Source organism: Rhizobium sp. AB2/73, from assembly GCF_020871915.1.
Classification (GTDB): domain Bacteria; phylum Pseudomonadota; class Alphaproteobacteria; order Rhizobiales; family Rhizobiaceae; genus Rhizobium; species Rhizobium dioscoreae.
On the sequence record NZ_CP067073.1, the window covers coordinates 213,546 to 231,892 of the forward strand.

Below are 18,347 nucleotides of genomic sequence, written 5' to 3' on the forward strand. Positions count from 1 at the left end.
ATGATGACAAGAGGCTACAACCGCAGGGGCAACCGCACATCTATACCTAGGTCTAGCCAGGTCTCGCAAAAGGTATATGCCTATCAGCGAATACAAGATATCGACGCGCGCTGGTCAGCCTCCGCGCTAGCACGGTGACGCGTCGACACGATCAGCAGATGGATGATTGCAAGGGGCCGGATCAGTCCGAAGAGGGCAGGTCGCCTTTCGATTGCCTTCCGGCCGTCAATGGCCGAGTGCGGACTCGAGGCATCCGATGAGTCTTTCGACATCGACCGGTTTGCCGAGGACTGCAACGGCGCCGCCGTTCATGGCTCTTTTTCGTGTCCGCTCATCCTTGTAGGAGGTGACGAAGATCATGGGCGGCCGGTCTGAGCGCCTGTTCAATTCAGCCTGCAGCTCGATTCCGCTAAGGCCAGACATCTTCACATCGACGAGCATGCAGTCGATTGCCGAACGCGGTTCGAAGGCGAGAAACTCCTCGGCCGACGCGAATAAGCGGCTTTCGTAACCACAGGATTTGACCAGGTCATCCATCGCTTCTCGGATGGTGTCGTCGTCGTCGACGATGGCTATGGTAGGTGTCGGCGGCAACGAAGCGACCCTTTCTGACTGCATTCCGGCGATCATGGTGAGCTTTATGGGCCCAAGCTTGCCTGAATGATATCATACTAAGAGACAGGTGGCCGTATGCTTTCGCCCAGGATTTCGGCTTTCCTGACGAGCTCGGCAACCGAGCGGACTTCCATCTTCCGCATGACATTGCCGCGGTGCAGTTTAACCGTGACCTCGCTGATGCCAAGCTCGTGGGCGATCTGTTTGTTCATCAACCCCGTGACCACAGCCTTCATGACCTCGCGTTCGCGTGGCGTCAGATGTTCCGCAAGCAAGGCGATGGCTTCGCTCTGCGCATGTTGGCGCCGGCGTGCGGCGTCGCGTTCCATCGCCGCCGCCACCGCATCCAAGATGTCCTGATCCTTGAAAGGCTTGGTCAGAAAATCGACGGCGCCGGCCTTCATCGCCCGCACACTCATCGGTATGTCTCCGAATCCGGTCATGAACACGATGGGCATCTTGCAGCCAAGGCGCTCCAGCTGCGTTTGAAAATCCAGTCCGCTGAGGCCAGGCAGCCGGACATCAAGGACAATGCAGCCGGGGCGATTGAAGCTGGCCACTTCCATGAGCGCTGCCGCGCTCTCAAACGCCTGCGCATCGAACTTCATCGATCGGAAAAGATCCACAAGGGCTTCTCGCATCGATAGATCGTCATCGACGATAAAGACCACGGGTTCGGACGGTTCCCTTTGTAACTTGCGCTGGTCAGGCATGCTCGGTCTCCGGCCTCATCGGCAGGCGCATTTCGAAAACGGCACCGCCTTCAGGGTGATTGGCTCCATCGAGGCTTCCGCCGCGAGCCTCCAGCGTGCTGCGGCAAATCGAAAGGCCCATACCCATGCCGGTCGCCTTGGTGGTGAAGAATGGCGCGAAGAGTTTGCTCTTCACATCGTCGCCGATCCCAGGCCCGGTGTCGCGCACGATAATGCAGACATGCTCGGTGTCCGGCCGAGCCACAGTTATCTTGACGCTCCGTTCGTGGCATCCGGCTTCATCCATTGCCTGAATGGCATTCGTGATGAGATTGATCAATACCTGCTGCAATTCGATTTTCACTGTCACTACGGCGGGGATATGAGGGCTGCAGTCGACAAGCACGGCCGTCTTGCTCTGCTGAAGCTCATGCTCCATCAAAGCTAGAGTTTCGTCAATCAGACTGCTCAAATCGATGCTCTCCAGATCGTTGTTTGACGAAGAAAGCACACGGCGCGCATTGTGGATCAACTCGCTTGCCCGCTGGCCGTCGCGGATCATTCTTTCGGCCGAGCGTCGCACGGCGGGGAGATCCGGCGGTTCGCGGTCGAGCCATCTCAATAGCGTCTGCGCATTGATCACGATCGCGCCGAGCGGCTGGTTGAGCTCGTGAGCAAGCGAGGCCGACATCGCGCCAGCGATCGCGGCTTTCGATGCTTTGGTTAATTCCGCCTGGGCCTCGGCCCGGGCCCTCAGGGCCAATTCGCGCTGTGTGATATCGACCATGCTGACGACGACACGGCCGAAGGCGGCAGGGTCCTCCGGGAGGCTAATGCTCAGCAGCACGAGCTTGTTCTCCCCCTCGTCGGTTTGCACCTCGACCTTGTCTTCGAAAGTTCCGTCGCCATCCATGATCGCCTGAAGCATATCAAGGAACTTCTCCTGGCCGGTAATAAGGGCCCGCTGTGGAATCCCTGTGCCGGAGGATTTTGCACCCAGCAATTCGCCCGCGGCCTGGTTTGCCGCCACCGCCTTGATGAGACTGCCACAATGATCGATCAGGGTCGGGTTGACTCGCGCGTAAGCCTTGATGTCGACAACGCCCTGTGCCCTGACGTCCATCAGATAGCTTCGCAGCTTCGAAAAATCGCGCTCCCAGAGCGCAACGCGCGTGCGATCGAAAATCGAGCGATATCTTGCCTCGCTTTCCGAGAGTGCAGAATGAGTTGAAAGCAGATTGAGACGCGCTGTCTCAGTTTTCAGGAGCAACAACGTCGTCACGGACAATGCAGCGAGCGCCCCGAACAGACGAAGCGTCTCCTGAAAATCTGCTTCCTCGCCATGCGTCATGGCATAGGAGAGAAGCGTGAGAGCGGCGCATCCTGCTGCGATGATAAGTAGGCCAATGCGCGTCATCGATTGAGCGGCAAGCAACATGCTGACGACATAGAGGACCGCAATCGCGCCCTCGATGTCGGTATAGGTATCGATGTAAAAGATAATGGCAGCAAGGGTGATCGCAACGATGCCGAAGGCGAGGTTGTGGCCCTGGCCTGGATCGCGGGCACGAAGCAATAACGGCGCTATGGACATAGTTCCCTCAGCCTGGTTGGCCGCAAGCATATCCTACTACTGACACCACTTAACTCGTACATAGGTGTGGTCCGGCTGAGTGGAAGCGACGATAACGTTGATGGCAAGTTATCGTCTAGCCGGAAAGCTTTCAATCAGTCGGCTGTGGCTTGTGCTGTCGAGTTGATTGGCTTGGCGGTGCTCACTTTTGGTTCCGCTTGGCCGAAACCTCCGCCCGGATAGCCGCGGGAGCCGGCGCGAATGAAACATGGCCGCTGCTTTGGAACTGGACCCAGTAACCCAAGCCCATGAAGATCGAACCGCCGATCAGATTGCCGAGCGTGACCCAGACCAGATTGTGAACCGCGCCGCCAAGAGTGATGTTCGCGGGATGATCACCCATCAAAGCCATAGCGAAGGTGAACATGTTCGCGACGGAGTGCTCATATCCAGCCGCAACGAAAATCGTGATCGGCCAGAAGATCAGCATGATTTTCGCGGCCGCATTGTCGGTGCGCCCCGCCATCCAGATCGCCAGGCAGACCAGCCAGTTGCACAGGATACCGCGAGCAAGCAGCTCAAGCCCGCTTGCCGACATCTTCGCCGAGACGACCGAAAAGAATTCCTGACTTCCATCGCCCAGCAGCACGCCGCCACCCGCCATGTGGAATAGCCCTGCAAGGATCGCCGCGCCGATCAGGTTGCCGATCCAGGCGGCGCACCAGACGAGGAGCATGTCCGAAAGACCTGCACGCCGCGTCAGCACGGCGAGCGGCATGTACATGGCCGTTCCGGTAAAGAGCTCGGAACCGGCGAACACCACGATCGTCAGGGCAGATGAGAAGACCGCGCCCATGATTAAATGCGCCCAGGCCGCATCCGCATGCGCGCCGGCTGTGAACATGAGGATGTCACCGAACCCGATATAGGCGCCGGCCATCGCCGCCCCGACGAGGAAGGCAAGGAACTGCCTGCGCACGAGAAGTGCTTTGTGTTCGCCGGACTCGGCGAAGTTGACAATGGTATCCTCGTACATGATGAACCCTCGCATCCTGCCCGGATCGACCCGTGCGCTTGGCTTGCCGATGCAGGAAACTAGACCTGCACGCAGCCGAGCTGAATCATACTTAGGTCTAGGGTGGACAAGCTCAGTAACACTCCGGCGACCAATGGCGGGACACAAAATAGCCCGATGGAAGGTCGGGCCTAGCTTTGTGGGAAGGCTAAGTGACGCGAGTGAAAGATCACCCGCAAATAAACTGTGTTGCCTAACCAAGGTTCCGATTACCTTGAAGAAATTGCCCTGCCAGGTGGGGCCAGGCAGGGCGGTAACAGGAGCACTATTGAAAGCGCGAGTAGGGGTGAACTGGAGTTCAGTGACTTGCGCAGCTCAATCTATCATTGAATGGCAGTGCTGTGAATGCTACCACTTGCGTGGAGCGCCGAACATGGGCGGAACAAGAGCTGGTTTCTTCCGCGCCGGCTACTCGCAGACGGTTTCGCGCACGACGACCCGATGATGATGGCGGTAACCATAGCGCCTCTCCGTCCAGCACCGGCGATGGTACCTGTAGCGCGGGCCGTCATAGTATCCATCATATGCGTAGGCTGGCGGATCGCGATAATAGCGTGGCGGCGGCGGATCATAGTCGTAGCGAGGCCCAACTCCGTATTCAAAGTAGACCTGTGAGAACGCCGGCGAGGCGGCCAAGGTCGTTGCGAGCGCCAGCGCCGCGATTACGATTCTTTTCATGTCTTTCAATTCCGATTTACACACAGCAGGGGCACACTAACCTGCGCCTTGAATTTTGTATGCTATAAGCGTTGGTCGTGAACACGGACCAAAGTCCCAACCAAGTAAGGACTTAGGCCCTAGAACTCGTGAAAGGTCTGTTCGCCCGTGCTCATAGGAATGGAGACGCCTTGTCCTCAAAGCGTAAGAGGAGAAATCGTCGCCAACCGAATACGTAGGCGGCGACGATCTGCCCGCTAACGAGTTTTCCGTCTCTGATCGCGTATAATTGGAAATCGGCCGCGCATTCATAGTGTCCGCCGAGGCCGCGAAGCCTGCTCTCCAGCAGGAGAGCTCTCAATGGGTGTCGCTATCCGCTTTCCTTTTGATGATCCCTCAGATTCTGCGAGGCTCCTGCCGCCACGACACATGCGCCGGGGGTCAACTGAAAGGATCTCACAATCCACTCACAAGATTTTTATAAATTAGGCTACGCTAATTCTGCATTCGCTATTTTCTTCCCATTTCCCGTTCCTATCTCGCACTTGCGAAATGATCGCGCATTCCAACCCGCCGGGCATGGGTACGCCCCCTGCCTGCCGTCCGGCCCATCACAAGGACTCGACAATGGGTGATTTGCTTAAAGGGATCTCCAGCTTTCGCGGTGCCGTCTTTCCCGACCATCAGGCACTTTATCGCAAGCTGGCGGAGGAGGGGCAGCAGCCGCAAGCGCTGATGATTTCCTGCGCCGACAGCCGGGTCATGCCTGAAACGATCACGCAATCCGGCCCCGGCGAACTCTTCGTTTGCCGCAATGCCGGAAATATCGTTCCTCCCTTTTCCACGGCGAATGGCGGTGTGTCTTCGGCAATAGAATATGCGGTCGTAGCACTCGGCGTTCGTGATATCATCGTTTGCGGGCATTCCGATTGCGGTGCGATGAAAGGGCTTTGCCATCCTGATCTTTTGAAACCGATGCCGAATGTCGCCGCCTGGCTGAAGCACAGTCATGCCGCCCATTCGATCGTTTGCGAGGCCTACCCCGTCGACCTGTCCGAGCGTCAAAGGGTTCGCGCCATCGCGATGGAAAACGTCGTCGTTCAGCTCGACCACTTGCGCACGCATCCTTCCGTCGCCGCCAAGCTTGCGACCAACGACATCACCCTGCATGGATGGTTCTTCGATATCGAGACGGGGGAGGTGCTCGTCTATGACGGTACGGCCGCTCGCTTCACGGAAATCCTTGAGGACAGGCCCATGCCTGTCGCGGTTAAGGGTCGTGGTCGCCCGCATGTGATCCCGCAAGCTGCGGAGTAGGCCTATGATGTCAAGCTCTGCTCTTTCACGCGACTTCGCGTCCTCGCTTGTCGTATTCCTGGTCGCCATACCGCTTTGCCTCGGGATTGCGGTGGCGTCAGGAGTTCCGGTGGCGATGGGCCTCATTTCAGGCATTGTCGGCGGCCTCGTCGTCGGCCTTTTGGCGGGATCTCCGCTTCAGGTATCAGGGCCGGCTGCTGGCCTTGCCGTGATCGTCTTCGGCTTCGTCGAGCAATATGGCACCGCCATGCTCGGGCCGGTTCTCATCGTTGCGGGTTTACTGCAGGTCCTTGCCGGATTCCTGAAGATCGGCTCGTGGTTCCGGGCGATTTCACCCGCCGTCGTCCACGGCATGCTCGCCGGGATCGGCATTCTCATCATTCTTGGCCAGATCCATGTGCTGATGGGGGCAAGGCCGGCTGCCGGAGGCATCGAGAACGTCACTGCCATGGAGCAGACCTTTGCTCGCGTATGGGGCGCGGGGCTGACGCGTGAAGCAGTCGCTCTCCTCGTGGGGCTGATTTCCTTGCTGGCCATGATCGCCTGGGAGAAATTCAGGCCGAAGCCACTGATGCTGATACCCGGTGCCCTGGTGGGGGTTGCGACCGGTACGATATTGACGGTTGGCATGCAGCTGCCAATCGCAAGAGTGGAGGTGCCGTCCTCCCTTATCGAAAGCATTGCACCGCCGACGCTGGATGGCTTTGCCAGGATGGTCGAGCCCGGCATCATCATGACGACGCTGGTCATCGCGGTGATCGCCAGTGCGGAAACGCTGCTCTCATCCGCCGCCGTCGATCGCATGCATGATGGCGTGCGGACCCGCTTCAATAAGGAGCTGTTTGCGCAGGGTATCGGCAACGGGCTTTGCGGTCTGCTGGGTGCGCTGCCCATCACCGGTGTCATCGTCAGGTCGTCCGCCAATATTCAGGCGGGCGCACGCTCGCGGGCGTCGGCCGTGCTGCATGGTGTTTGGATCCTCGGGCTCGTGGCGTTTCTGCCGCAGCTGCTCGCAATGGTGCCGCTGACGGCGCTTGCGGCGGTACTGTTGGTGACAGGATGGCGGCTGATCAGTCTTCATCATGTCCGGCACCTCTTCGATCATCACGGCTGGGTCCCTGTCGGGATCTGGAGCGCGACAGTGGCTATGGTGGTGCTTCAGGACCTGCTCGTGGGCGTGGCACTCGGCCTTGCGCTGTCCATATTGGAAATCCTTCCATATCTGCGCCGCAAGCTCGCCATCGACAGATTGGAGGAGGATGAAACCATCCATCTCGACCTCGTGGGCGTGGCGACATGCAAGGACGTTCCCACCCTGCTCAATATGCTGGAAACGCTTCCCGAGGGTCGCAAGATCAGGATTGCGGGCACGCGTCTGCACTACCTTGACCATACGAGCGCCGAAACCTTGCGTGAGTGGCTGAAACGGCAGAAGAAATCGGGGCGCCTCGTCGAAATTGAGCATCCGCCGCTCGGACGCCATCGGAGGCTGAAACCGATCTTTGAAAGGCTGTCAGAGGAACTTGCCTGATCGGTGGATAAGATATCTGCTATCTTACGACCATGCCCTTGCCCCTTGCCGGGGCAAGGCGGCGGGGACAACAGCTACATCGAGTCATTTAACGGCAAGTTTCGCGCCGAGTGCCTGAACGCTCATTGGTTCATGTCCCTTGACGACGCGCGTTCGAAGATGGAGGATTGGCGTAAATAACGAGTTCCGGCCACACAGCGCCATCGGCAACAAGGTTCCGATTTCGCTCATGAATGGCTCATCGGCACCCCCGCCGACTTGAGCCCTAACCCCGGAAAATTCCAGCGCCCGCTGGCCCAAATTCGGGGAGCACTTCACTTCCGGACAGATCGTGGAACCAACAGTTAGACTCCGTGTCGGCGGTGGCAAACGAATTTGTCTTGACTGATTTCCTCAACGATCTTTAATTAACTGATCTGCTGGACCAACCAGTGGACCGGGGGGCGCGATGGACGAAAGTCCGATCTTGACCGAGGTACCGAATATCGCGCGGAGCCTTGCCCGCCGAACGGCGCGTGGTGTCATCGCCGAGAAGCTGATGGTCCTGATCGCTACCAATATGTTGCGACCGGGAGACGAGCTACCTGGCGAGCGTGAATTGGCCAATGTTCTTCATGTCAGCCGCGAAACGGTGCGTGGCGCGATTCAGGCGCTCGCCGCCCAGGGCATCATCGAGGTTTCACATGGCAGCCGCAGTCGTGTCTGCGAGGTCGATCTCAGTCACATTACCGTGACGATTGCCTCTTCCAATGCAATTGACGGCTACGATCTGGACTCCGTCCACGCCGCGCGTCTTCATATCGAACTCAAGGTTGTCGGCGATGCCGCCGAGCGCATCGATGACGTCACTCTGGCAAAGCTGCAGGCCCTGCTGGAGGCTCAGCGTCTCGGAGGCGACGATGCGATGCGTTTCCTGATCTGCGACCGCGAATTCCACGTCGCCATCTATCGCGCCTGCGGAAACCCGCTGCTGGCGGCTTTCGTCACCGATTTATACACCTACATGATGAATTACCGCCGCCACGCCATGGCCAAGCCGGGCGCCATTGAGGCGAGCTACCTCGATCATCTGGCGATCTTCGAGGCGCTCGCTCGCCATGATCGCGACGCCGTCGTCGCGGCGTTCGAGCATCATCTGACACGTATTTACGATACAACCAAGGTCCAACTGGCGAGCGACAATCCGGTCTGATCCGACCAGCATGAGGGGATTTGACTGACATGAATGCGAGGGAGACAAAGATGCCGGTCGGCTGTGGGGGATATTAATGCGTTCCGGCGGTAATGTCTCGGAGGGGGGATGACCGCAGGTCAGCAAAGTGAAAGGTTCTGGGAGGGACTTTTATGGCAGGTGTCGAGTTTGTCGATGTCAGGAAATCATTCGGGGCGTTCCCCGTTATCAAGGGCGTGAACATCGAGATAGCGGACGGTGAATTCGTGATCTTGGTCGGACCGTCCGGGTGCGGAAAATCCACGCTCCTGAGAATGCTTGCCGGGCTCGAGAATATTTCCGCCGGCGAGATCCGTATCGGCAACCGCGTCGTCAATGGAGTGGCACCGGGCGACCGCGACATAGCCATGGTCTTTCAGAATTATGCGCTTTATCCGCATATGTCTGTGGCACAGAACATGGCTTTCTCGCTGATGCTCAAACGCGCGCCGAAAGCGGACATGGATCAGCGTGTCAAGAAAGCGGCGGAAATCCTGGGTCTGACCAAGTTTCTCGACCGCTATCCCCGCCAGCTGTCCGGCGGTCAGCGTCAGCGTGTCGCCATGGGCCGGGCGATCGTGCGCGATCCCCAGGTTTTCCTCTTCGACGAACCGCTTTCCAATCTTGATGCCAAGCTCCGCGTCGCCATGCGCGCGGAAATCAAGGAGCTTCACCAACGTCTTGGCACCACGACCGTTTACGTCACGCATGATCAGATCGAGGCCATGACGATGGCCGACAAGATCGTCGTCATGCATGATGGCGTCGTCGAGCAAGTAGGTAAGCCGCTGGATCTCTACGACACGCCTGCCAATCTTTTCGTCGCGGGCTTCATCGGTTCGCCGGCGATGAACATGATCAAAGGCCGCCTCGATTCGGAGAGCAATGGCCGGTTCATCGCGTCGGATGGAACCGTCCTGCCCATTGCAAATCCGCCTGCCGGCGCAAAGGGTCGGGATCTCGTCTATGGGTTGCGTCCGGAATACATCATGCTCGATGCTGATGGGCTGCCTGCGGAAATCATCGTGATCGAACCGACAGGCTATGAGACGCAGATGACGGTTCGGTTCGGCGGCAGCGATGTCAATTGCATCTTCCGGGAAAGGATCAATGCCAAACCCGGAGATACGCTGCGCATTTCCATCGATGTGCCGCATGTCCATCTCTTCGACGCGGAAAGCGGTCAGAGATTGACGATTTGATGCCGCTTCGGTGGGGAGCCGGAAGAAGAGGAGTCTTCCTGCTCACCTTATCGATGCGGAAGCATTCGACCGGTTCGAATGCGATAGTCGTCGTCCACCAAACGGGAAGGTGGGCGCCGGGGGAATTTGCTCCCGTTTTCAAAGGAGGAGTATCATGCCATTCAAGAGACGTGACTTTCTTGCCGCATCGGCGGCAGCGGCCGGGATCGCCGGCCTCGCACCGCTCGGAATACGCCCATCTTTCGCTCAAGCCGAACCCAGCTACACGCCCGAGAAGGGCGCGAGCCTCCGGCTGCTTCGCTGGACCCCCTTCGTCAAGGGAGACGAGGATGCCTGGCTTGCAAATACCAAGAAATTCACCGAGACGACGGGCGTTGAGGTTCGTATCGACAAGGAAAGCTGGGAAGATATCCGACCGAAGGCCGCCGTCGCCGCCAATGTCGGTTCCGGCCCCGACATGGTCATGTGCTGGTTCGACGATGCTCATCAGTATCCTGACAAACTCGTCGACCTGACGGAACTCGGCAACTACCTCGGCAACAAATATGGCGGCTGGTATGACGGCGTGCGCGGTTATGCAACCCGCGGCGACAGGTTCATCGCCATGCCGCTGACAGCGATCGGCAATGCCGTCGTTTATCGCGACAGCCATGTAAAGGCGGCCGGCTTCAGCGAATTCCCCAAGGACACCGCCGGGTTCCTCGAACTTTGCAAGGCCATGAAGGCCAAAGGCACGCCCGCCGGCTTTCCGCATGGCAAGGCGGTCGGTGACGGCAACAACTACGCCCATTGGCTACTTTGGAGCCATGGCGGCAAGATGGTGGACGAAAGCGGCAAGGTAACCATCAACAGCCCTGAAGCCCTCGCCGCGATCCATTATGCGAAGGATCTTTATGCGACCTTCATCCCCGGCACGGAAAGCTGGCAGGACATCAACAACAACCGGGCCTTCCTTGCCGGGCAGGTATCGCTGATCGCAAACGGCGTTTCGGTCTATTACGCAGCCAAAAAAGATCCGAAGCTCGCCGAAATCGCGGCCGATATCAGAACCACGAACTTCCCGATCGGTCCGGTCGGCAAGAGTGTCGAGCTGCACCAGACGAGCTCGCTGGTTCTCTTCAGCCATACCAAATATCCAGAAGCAGCCAAGGCCTATATCAAGTTCATGATGGAAGGCGATCAGATGAACGCCTGGATCCAAGGATCGAGCGCCTATTGCTGCCAACCCTTGAAGGCCTTTGCCAACAATCCCGTCTGGACCGCCGATCCCGTCCACGCACCCTATGCACGCGCATCGGAAACGCTGCGCCCGAACGGCTATGCTGGTCCGCTGGGCTATGCTTCGGCGGGCGTGATGGCCGATTACGTGCTCGTCGATATGTTCGCGGCCGCGGTGACCGGCCAGATGACGCCGGAGGATGCGATGAAAGAGGCTGAGCGCCGCGCAAACCGCTACTACAAGGTTTGATCGCCCGCGAAGACCTGCAGCATGCCGGCGCGACGGCATGCTGCGACTGTCCATCAGGAGATAAAGCCATGTCGACCGTGACATCCAGTGATACGACCCGCGGCCCGATCAGATCGCTCATGCAGAACAACAATATGCTCGGCTTCCTCTTCATGTTGCCGGCGGCCATCTTTCTGGTTTGTTTTCTCACCTATCCGCTGGGACTTGGAGTCTGGCTCGGCTTCACGGACACGCGGATCGGGCGCAGCGGCAGCTTTATCGGATTGGAGAATTATCAATTCCTGGCCAATGATTCCGTGTTCTGGCTGTCGGTCTTCAATACATTGCTCTACACCTTCATCGCCTCGATCCTGAAATTCGTCCTGGGCCTCTGGTTGGCACTGCTTCTCAATCAGCACCTGCCATTCAAATCCTTCTTCCGGGCGATCGTGCTTCTGCCCTGGGTGGTGCCGACGGTGCTTTCGGGATTGGCATTCTGGTGGATCTACGACTCCCAGTTCTCGATTATCTCCTGGTCCCTGATGAAGATCGGCCTGATCCATGGCCCGATCAATTTCCTCGGCGATCCGACCAATGCGCGGATCTCGGTGATCATCGCCAATGTCTGGCGCGGTATTCCCTTCGTGGCGATCTCGCTGCTTGCCGGCCTGCAGACTATCCCTGCTTCGCTGCAGGAGGCGGCATCGCTTGATGGCGCCACAAGCTGGCAGCGTTTCCGTTATGTAACGCTACCGATGTTGACCCCGATCATCGCCGTCGTGATGACGTTCTCCGTGCTGTTCACATTCACGGATTTCCAGTTGATCTATGTGCTGACCAAGGGCGGGCCGGTCAACGCGACGCATCTGATGGCGACACTGTCTTTTCAGCGTGGCATCCCGGGCGGGCAGCTCGGCGAGGGCGCGGCAATCGCGGTGGCCATGATCCCGTTCCTGCTCGCCGCCATCATGTTCAGCTTTTTCGGGCTGCAGCGCCGCAAATGGCAGCAGGGCGGACAAGACTGAGACCGGGAGGACGCCATGACCATCAAAACCGAGACGGCCAATCCCGTTCTGACCGACGACATCCAAGGCATGGGCTATCTGAACCGCCTGCCTCGCCGTATCGTCATGCTCTACCTGCCGATGGCGGTCTTCGTCTTCGTGCTTCTATTTCCCTTCTACTGGATGGCCATAACGGCCATCAAGCCAAACGCACAGTTGACCGACTACAATAACTACAGCCCCTTTTGGGTCGTGGGGCCGACGCTCGATCACATCAAGTACCTATTCTTCGAGACCTCCTATCCGGGCTGGCTTTGGAACACGATATTGGTGGCGGTGGGATCGACGGCGCTGTCGCTGCTGGCATCGATTTTTGGCGCCTACGCGATCGAACGCGTGCGTTTTACCGGCTCTCGTTCGATCGGGTTGCTGATTTTTCTAGCCTACCTCGTTCCGCCTTCGATCCTGTTCATTCCCCTGGCGTTCATCGTCTTCAAGCTTGGAATTTACGATTCCAGACTTGCGCTCATCTTCACCTATCCCACCTTCCTCATTCCCTTCTGCACATGGCTGTTGATGGGCTACTTCAGGTCGATACCCTTCGAGCTGGAAGAAAGCGCGCTGGTCGATGGCGCCAGCCGCTGGCAGATCCTTGTCAAAATTATCCTCCCGCTGGCGGTGCCTGGGCTGATTTCGGCCGGCATCTTCGCGTTTACGCTCTCCTGGAACGAATTCATCTACGCGCTTACCTTCATTCAATCGTCGGAAAATAAAACAATTCCGGTTGGTGTACTGACGGAATTGGTTCGCGGCGATGTCTTTGAGTGGGGTTCGCTCATGGCCGGCGCTTTATTTGGTTCATTGCCGGTCGTTATCCTCTACTCTTTCTTCGTCGATTACTACGTCTCGTCGATGACCGGTGCCGTGAAAGAATGATGGCGCTCCAGCAGCGTGCCTCCGGCGGTATCAACCCCGTGCCGTCGATCACGTCTTCAGCCTCGGCGTGGCCTTCGTCTGAATGCCGACGCTATCGGCCGCCCAATCATCTTGCCGATGCCGACAAGCAGATGAAGACCTTTTGTGCACTTGGAGATAAGATTGCAGACAAGCGCGGATTCTCGACGCAGATCGGCTAAGCGACGGGACGGCCCCGCATATCTTCACGAGTGCTCGAACTTTATAAATCCCATCTATAACGTATTCTAGGCGGGTGGGTGCATCCGAAGATTCTATCACCTGGCAGTCAGATCGAATTGGGCTGGTCTCCCGCGGGTGGCTCTGGTGCAGCAATCGACCGATGATCGAGACGGTCCGCGCCCTCGGCGCCGCGAGCTATCATCGCCATGGCGATATGACGGGCCTCGTCCGCGAAGCCTCCCATGATGGCATTGGCGAGCGCCAGATGAATGATCGGGTTCGGATCATAAACGAGATCGCGATCGTGCAAAGTCAGATCCGCCGTGAACAGGGTACGAAGCATGATCTCCAGCGATCTGCCTATGCCGAGTAACAAACTATTGTGGCTTGCTCGCAGGACCGCGAGGTGAAAGGCGATGTCTTGCTCAATTGCCGCGGCCGTCGGAAGATTTTGCATGGCCATTGCAAGTGCATGAATGTGCTGCTTCTCTTCGGCCGTCGCATTTCGAGCAGCCATGGATGCGGCGCCGGGCTCAATAAGCTCCCGCAATTGCGCGACTTCACGTCGAAACATGGCGTGCGATTTGCGATCTTTAAGTTTCCAGCGGATGATGTCAGCATCCAGCCCGTTCCATTCTTCCTTCATGGCGACGCGGGACCCATAGCGGCGCGCGGTCCTGATCAATCCTTTGCCTGCCAAGACTTTGACGGCTTCCCGCAAGGCGTTTCTTCCGACACCGAAGCGAGAGGCGAGTTCAGATTCCAGCGGCAACTGCTCTCCGGGTTGCCAATCGCCTTCCACGATGGATCTGCCGAACCTTTCGACGGTGTCCATGATTACGCCCTTCGGAAGCATGGTCTTCTCCTGCTTGCAAACATTCTAGATCCTATCTATAACTCGTTTGACGCTTGGGGAGGGCAAGCAATCATCGGCAAATGTCGCAGATGATGGTTTGATAGATCAAGTCAGGTCTAACCCGCAATCCAGGGAGGAGCTGATCCTGTGCGAATGTTTATAGGAAATCTGTCGCAGCGATGCTGGGCCGGATGACAAACCTCACACCAGAGGCTTGCGTTGAAGAGCGACGTCGTCAGCGCGGCCTGCCTTCCTGGGCGTCACGGTTTGACGAAACTCACATTAATTCATTCTCCCAACGGACGAATATCCCATGAAAATCGAAAGAGTAGAGTGCTTCACACCACGGGTTGGTCATCGCAATCAGCTGTTGGTCAAGGTTACGACTTCAGATGGAATTCATGGTTGGGGCGAATCCGGTTTAACAGGCAGGGAACATGCCGTCATCGGGGCGATTCGTCATTACGAACAGTTCCTGATCGGCCGCGATGTTCGGCGGGCCGGGGCTTTGTGGCAGGAAATGTACCGCAGCCAATATTTCGAAGGTGGTCGTGTACTGACGGCGGCAATTGGCGCGCTGGACATCGCCTTCCACGATATTCGCGCAAAGGCGCTCGGCGTGCCCGTTTACGACCTTCTCGGTGGCAAGCATCGCGAGCGCGTTCCAGCGTTTGCGACCGCGCCGGCCAATCCAGGTCCTGAGATGATCGAGCAAGCGATAATCCTGAAGGATGCAGGCTGGAATTCCATCCGCTTCGTTCCGTGGGGCCAACACTCCCTTGATCTTTTCGAGCCGCGAGAGTCGATCGCGCGCACCGCTCCATGGATGGTTAAGGCGAGAGAGGAGGTGGGCGCGGAAGTCGTTTTGGGCATCGACTACCATCACCGGCTCAGCGTCGCCGAAGCCGCCTCGTTCTGCCAGAAGATGCCTTCCGGAACCCTCGATTACATCGAAGAGCCGATCCGCGACGAAACGCCGGAGGCCTATGAGGCCCTTCGAAAAATGACTGATCTACCCTTTGCGATCGGCGAGGAGTTTTCCTCGAAGTGGCAATTCTTGCCCTATATCGAGCGCGATATTCATCAATTCAACCGGTTGGATATTTGCAACGTCGGTGGTTTTACCGAAGCCATGAAGGTCGCCGGCTGGAGCGAGGCGCATTACGTCGACCTGATGCCGCACAATCCGCTAGGACCTGTCTGCACGGCGGCGACCGTGCATTTGGCGGCGGCGGTGCCCAACTTCGCTTGGCTGGAGTGCCGGGCGTCACCCGTCGAACAGCTTGGTTTTGATTCGCGTGAACTCTTTCCGTCCCAGGCCGAGTTGAATGGCAGTTCCTATGACGTACCGCAGCTTCCGGGTCTGGGGATCGAGGTGAACGAAGATGCGCTGAACAAGCTCGACTTTCAATATTTCGAGCCGCCGCACCTGCGCCGTGGCGATGGAAGTTTCACCAATTGGTGATTGGAGGACCGGGAGGAATAGACCATGGCAATTTCAACATACTATGCGTCGGCGAGCCGGACGCGATATGTCATTACCGCACTCTTATTTATAACCGGTGTGATCAATTACCTTGATCGCACCAATCTGTCGATCACGGCACCGTCTTTGTCGGCGGAACTGAAAATCGACCCGGTGACCATGGGATGGTTGTTTTCGGCATTTGGATGGACCTACACGGCCATGCAGATCCCCGGCGGATGGCTCGCTGATCGTGTTCACCCGCGAATTGTCTATCCCCTGACAATCCTCGTCTGGTCGGTGGCGACTTTCAGTCTCGGCTTCGTCGCCGGGATCGTCAGCCTCTTTATTCTTCGACTTGCCGTAGGCGTTTTCGAGGCGCCGAGCTATATCGTCAACAACAGGATCGTGACAACCTGGTTTCCCGAGCGAGAGCGAGCCACCACGATCGGCATCTATATCTCCGCGCAATATGTGGGTCTCGGATTCCTGACGCCGGTTCTCGTCTGGATTGAAGCTGCCCATGGGTGGCGTTCAGTGTTTGTCCTGACGGGTATCCTCGGTGTGATCGCTGCCATTTCGTGGGCGGCGATCTATCGTGATCCAAGCAAGTTCAGAGGGACAAACGACGCGGAGCTCGATCTTATCCGGGAAGGCGGTGGCGTTCCCGAGCTGAGTTCACGCTTGGTGAGGGAACAGGCAGGCCGCAAATCCTTTACCTGGTCCGATCTCGCGGTCGTGCTCAGCAAGAAGAAGCTATGGGGGCTCTATATTGGTCAGTTCAGCTACTTGGCCTCCGCAAACTTCTTTCTCACCTGGTTCCCGACGTATCTGGTTCAATACCGACATCTCGACTTCATCAAAGCCGGATTCTATGCCTCGGTGCCGTTTCTCGCCGGCTTTGGAGGCGTGCTCGTCTCCGGCTTCATCTCGGATGCGCTTCTTCGTGCCGGCTATGGTCTGAGCGCCTCACGCAAAATCCCGGTCCTTACGGGTATCGCTCTCTCCGTCCTGATAGTGGGTGCGCAATTCGTTCAGAGCCCTGGACTCATCATCATGTTTTTGGCAATCGCTTTCTTTGGAACGGGAATGGCCTCGATTACCTGGTCCTATGTATCAGCGTTGGCGCCGGAACGATTGATTGGCTTGACCGGTGGCGTCTTCAACCTGTTTGGAGGCCTCTCGAGCATCGTGATACCAATCGCCATTGGCTATCTCGTCAATGGCGGGAGCTTCGCGCCTGCGCTGGCTCTATGCTCGGGCCTGGCTGTGGTGGCCGCTTGCTGCTACATTTTCCTGGTCGGACGGATGGAGCGTGTAGAAGAGTAGACATTCGTTGCAAGGTCATTCATCCGGCAACTGTTGACGGAACTCGATTTGGGGAGCCGGTTGGCTTTAAACTAATCCAGCTGGCAGCACACGTGTCTTCAATTCCCTGACCATCCGGCTCGCGAGAAGCCTCGTGGCGCCACTTGCACCGTTCTCACCGGATCCCGCCGCTCGGCGCGAGGGGGGATTGGTGCGCTCGATCTGCCTCCTTAGGCCGCCGCCCGCCCAATTTGTCCGCGTGTTTCTGTGTAAAATCCGCAAACCGTGTCGGCTGGACGCCAAACATCTGATGCGTGGCCATCAGCACCTTGGCGATGGGGTGCTTCAGCCGCTCCTCGGTTTGTTCGTCGAGCGCGTCGACGAAGTCTTCGGGCAGCCCCCTGGCAAGCAAATCCCGACGTCGCTCTTCAGGGGTAATGCTGACATATTTTACCGGCTTCCCGAGTGACGCGGAAATGCGAGCAGCAATTTCGTCCATCGTCAGGGCTTCAGGACCGGTCATATCGAGACTTTCCCCCTCGTGACCACCGTCTCGAAGCAGATGGTGGGCGATCTTGGCAATATCCTCGGCGTCTACTGGCGACAGCGATATGTTCCCGAATGGAAGGCGGAGCGTACCGGTTGCAATGATGTCGGGCGCCTCGCGTAGATAAACCTGCATGAACTGGCTGGGGCGCAAATGAGTCCATGCGAGACCCGACCCTTCAAGGTAGTCCTCGATTTCCTCATGCATCCGCGTAAAGCGGAATTTGGTTGGGTCGAATCCGGGCTCACTCCCGGAGAACTTTACGACGTGTCGCACGCCGGCGGCTTTGCATGCGTCAATGAAGTTGCACTGTGTCTCGCTCATGTCAGGCGCTGCCCCCGAGATCATGAGCACGCGTTCGATGCCATCGAGCGCAGTGCCGAGGGTGTCAGGCTGACGCATGTCACCGACGACAAGGTCAATACCTCGGAGCTTGCCGAGGCCTGCCGCATCGGCTTTTGCAGAATTTCGGACGAGCGCCCGTACCGGTGTCCCCATGCGAACAAATTCACGAACCGCAAGCTGCCCGCTCATTCCCGTCGCGCCTGTTATCAGCAGCATCGATCATCCTTTCAATAGGTTGTTGGCGCGCGCTCTACCAGCACGTCACTCGCCCCAAGAAGACGATACGAGGCGTAGAAAGGATTCGCGTCGCGTGGACTTTTCGAGGCAAGCTCGCAAGCGACGACCGTCTCTGCCCCGAAAACGGGT

17 protein-coding genes and 1 pseudogene are annotated in these 18,347 nt (G+C 57.9%); 11 read left to right on the forward strand and 7 right to left on the reverse strand.

Annotated features, from left to right (window positions below; genetic code table 11):
- Window positions 1-225 precede the first annotated feature (225 nt).
- The 5 genes from I8E17_RS26940 to I8E17_RS26960 all read right to left on the reverse strand — a co-directional run bounded on the left by I8E17_RS26940 (window position 226) and on the right by I8E17_RS26960 (window position 4,633).
- Entirely contained in the window at window positions 226-594 is a 369-nt protein-coding gene (locus I8E17_RS26940; protein ID WP_113366191.1) for a response regulator, read from the reverse strand.
- 77 nt (window positions 595-671) lie between these two features.
- Window positions 672-1,328 carry a response regulator transcription factor gene (locus tag I8E17_RS26945; protein ID WP_069614166.1) on the reverse strand — a complete coding sequence of 219 codons (657 nt, stop codon included), beginning with the start codon at window positions 1,326-1,328 and terminating at the stop codon, window positions 672-674.
- Window positions 1,321-2,901: an ATP-binding protein gene (locus I8E17_RS26950; RefSeq protein ID WP_069614167.1), complete on the reverse strand. Its 1,581-nt coding sequence runs from the start codon at window positions 2,899-2,901 to the stop codon at window positions 1,321-1,323. The genes I8E17_RS26945 and I8E17_RS26950 overlap by 8 nt, the downstream gene beginning before the upstream one ends.
- A 181-nt stretch (window positions 2,902-3,082) precedes the next feature.
- Window positions 3,083-3,916, reverse strand: coding sequence for a formate/nitrite transporter family protein (locus tag I8E17_RS26955; RefSeq protein ID WP_069614168.1), 834 nt, complete (start codon window positions 3,914-3,916; stop codon window positions 3,083-3,085).
- Between the two features lie 447 nt (window positions 3,917-4,363).
- Window positions 4,364-4,633, reverse strand: coding sequence for a hypothetical protein (locus I8E17_RS26960; RefSeq protein ID WP_069614169.1), 270 nt, complete (start codon window positions 4,631-4,633; stop codon window positions 4,364-4,366).
- A 606-nt stretch (window positions 4,634-5,239) separates the two neighbouring features.
- On the opposite strand from I8E17_RS26960, the gene I8E17_RS26965 reads away from it, so the two are divergent.
- The 9 genes and pseudogenes from I8E17_RS26965 to I8E17_RS27005 all read left to right on the forward strand — a co-directional run bounded on the left by I8E17_RS26965 (window position 5,240) and on the right by I8E17_RS27005 (window position 13,459).
- Window positions 5,240-5,929 (forward strand): carbonic anhydrase, encoded by a 690-nt coding sequence (locus I8E17_RS26965; protein ID WP_069614422.1) that lies wholly within the window; start codon window positions 5,240-5,242, stop codon window positions 5,927-5,929.
- Between the two features lie 4 nt (window positions 5,930-5,933).
- Window positions 5,934-7,460, forward strand: coding sequence for a SulP family inorganic anion transporter (locus tag I8E17_RS26970; RefSeq protein WP_069614171.1), 1,527 nt, complete (start codon window positions 5,934-5,936; stop codon window positions 7,458-7,460).
- A gap of 66 nt (window positions 7,461-7,526) precedes the next feature.
- Window positions 7,527-7,722 (forward strand): annotated as a pseudogene (locus I8E17_RS26975) (transposase); the annotation flags it as partial.
- A 186-nt stretch (window positions 7,723-7,908) separates the two neighbouring features.
- The gene (locus I8E17_RS26980) at window positions 7,909-8,652 is read left to right on the forward strand and encodes a FadR/GntR family transcriptional regulator (RefSeq protein ID WP_069614172.1); all 744 of its coding nucleotides are present in this window, start codon (window positions 7,909-7,911) and stop codon (window positions 8,650-8,652) included.
- Window positions 8,653-8,804: 152 nt separating this feature from the next.
- Window positions 8,805-9,872 carry a sn-glycerol-3-phosphate ABC transporter ATP-binding protein UgpC gene (ugpC, locus tag I8E17_RS26985; RefSeq protein WP_069614173.1) on the forward strand — a complete coding sequence of 356 codons (1,068 nt, stop codon included), beginning with the start codon at window positions 8,805-8,807 and terminating at the stop codon, window positions 9,870-9,872.
- Between the two features lie 154 nt (window positions 9,873-10,026).
- The gene (locus tag I8E17_RS26990; RefSeq protein ID WP_069614174.1) at window positions 10,027-11,340 is read left to right on the forward strand and encodes an ABC transporter substrate-binding protein; all 1,314 of its coding nucleotides are present in this window, start codon (window positions 10,027-10,029) and stop codon (window positions 11,338-11,340) included.
- A gap of 68 nt (window positions 11,341-11,408) precedes the next feature.
- Window positions 11,409-12,344 carry a sugar ABC transporter permease gene (locus tag I8E17_RS26995; protein WP_069614175.1) on the forward strand — a complete coding sequence of 312 codons (936 nt, stop codon included), beginning with the start codon at window positions 11,409-11,411 and terminating at the stop codon, window positions 12,342-12,344.
- Window positions 12,345-12,359: 15 nt separating this feature from the next.
- Window positions 12,360-13,259 carry a carbohydrate ABC transporter permease gene (locus tag I8E17_RS27000; protein WP_069614176.1) on the forward strand — a complete coding sequence of 300 codons (900 nt, stop codon included), beginning with the start codon at window positions 12,360-12,362 and terminating at the stop codon, window positions 13,257-13,259.
- Window positions 13,256-13,459, forward strand: a complete 204-nt coding sequence (locus I8E17_RS27005) for a hypothetical protein (protein ID WP_162751088.1) — start codon at window positions 13,256-13,258, stop codon at window positions 13,457-13,459. The genes I8E17_RS27000 and I8E17_RS27005 overlap by 4 nt, the downstream gene beginning before the upstream one ends.
- A 107-nt stretch (window positions 13,460-13,566) precedes the next feature.
- Here I8E17_RS27005 and I8E17_RS27010 read toward each other — a convergent pair whose 3' ends face one another.
- Window positions 13,567-14,316 (reverse strand): GntR family transcriptional regulator, encoded by a 750-nt coding sequence (locus I8E17_RS27010; RefSeq protein ID WP_069614178.1) that lies wholly within the window; start codon window positions 14,314-14,316, stop codon window positions 13,567-13,569.
- A 313-nt stretch (window positions 14,317-14,629) separates the two neighbouring features.
- Between I8E17_RS27010 and I8E17_RS27015 the strand changes: the two genes are divergently transcribed.
- Both I8E17_RS27015 and I8E17_RS27020 read left to right on the forward strand, forming a co-directional pair.
- Complete coding sequence (locus tag I8E17_RS27015) at window positions 14,630-15,781, forward strand: mandelate racemase/muconate lactonizing enzyme family protein (RefSeq protein ID WP_069614179.1); 1,152 nt, start codon at window positions 14,630-14,632, stop codon at window positions 15,779-15,781.
- Between the two features lie 24 nt (window positions 15,782-15,805).
- Window positions 15,806-17,110 carry an MFS transporter gene (locus I8E17_RS27020; protein ID WP_069614180.1) on the forward strand — a complete coding sequence of 435 codons (1,305 nt, stop codon included), beginning with the start codon at window positions 15,806-15,808 and terminating at the stop codon, window positions 17,108-17,110.
- 154 nt (window positions 17,111-17,264) lie between these two features.
- On the opposite strand, the gene I8E17_RS27025 is transcribed toward I8E17_RS27020, so the two are convergent.
- Window positions 17,265-18,197: an SDR family oxidoreductase gene (locus I8E17_RS27025; protein WP_069614181.1), complete on the reverse strand. Its 933-nt coding sequence runs from the start codon at window positions 18,195-18,197 to the stop codon at window positions 17,265-17,267.
- Between the last annotated feature and the right edge of the window lie 150 nt (window positions 18,198-18,347).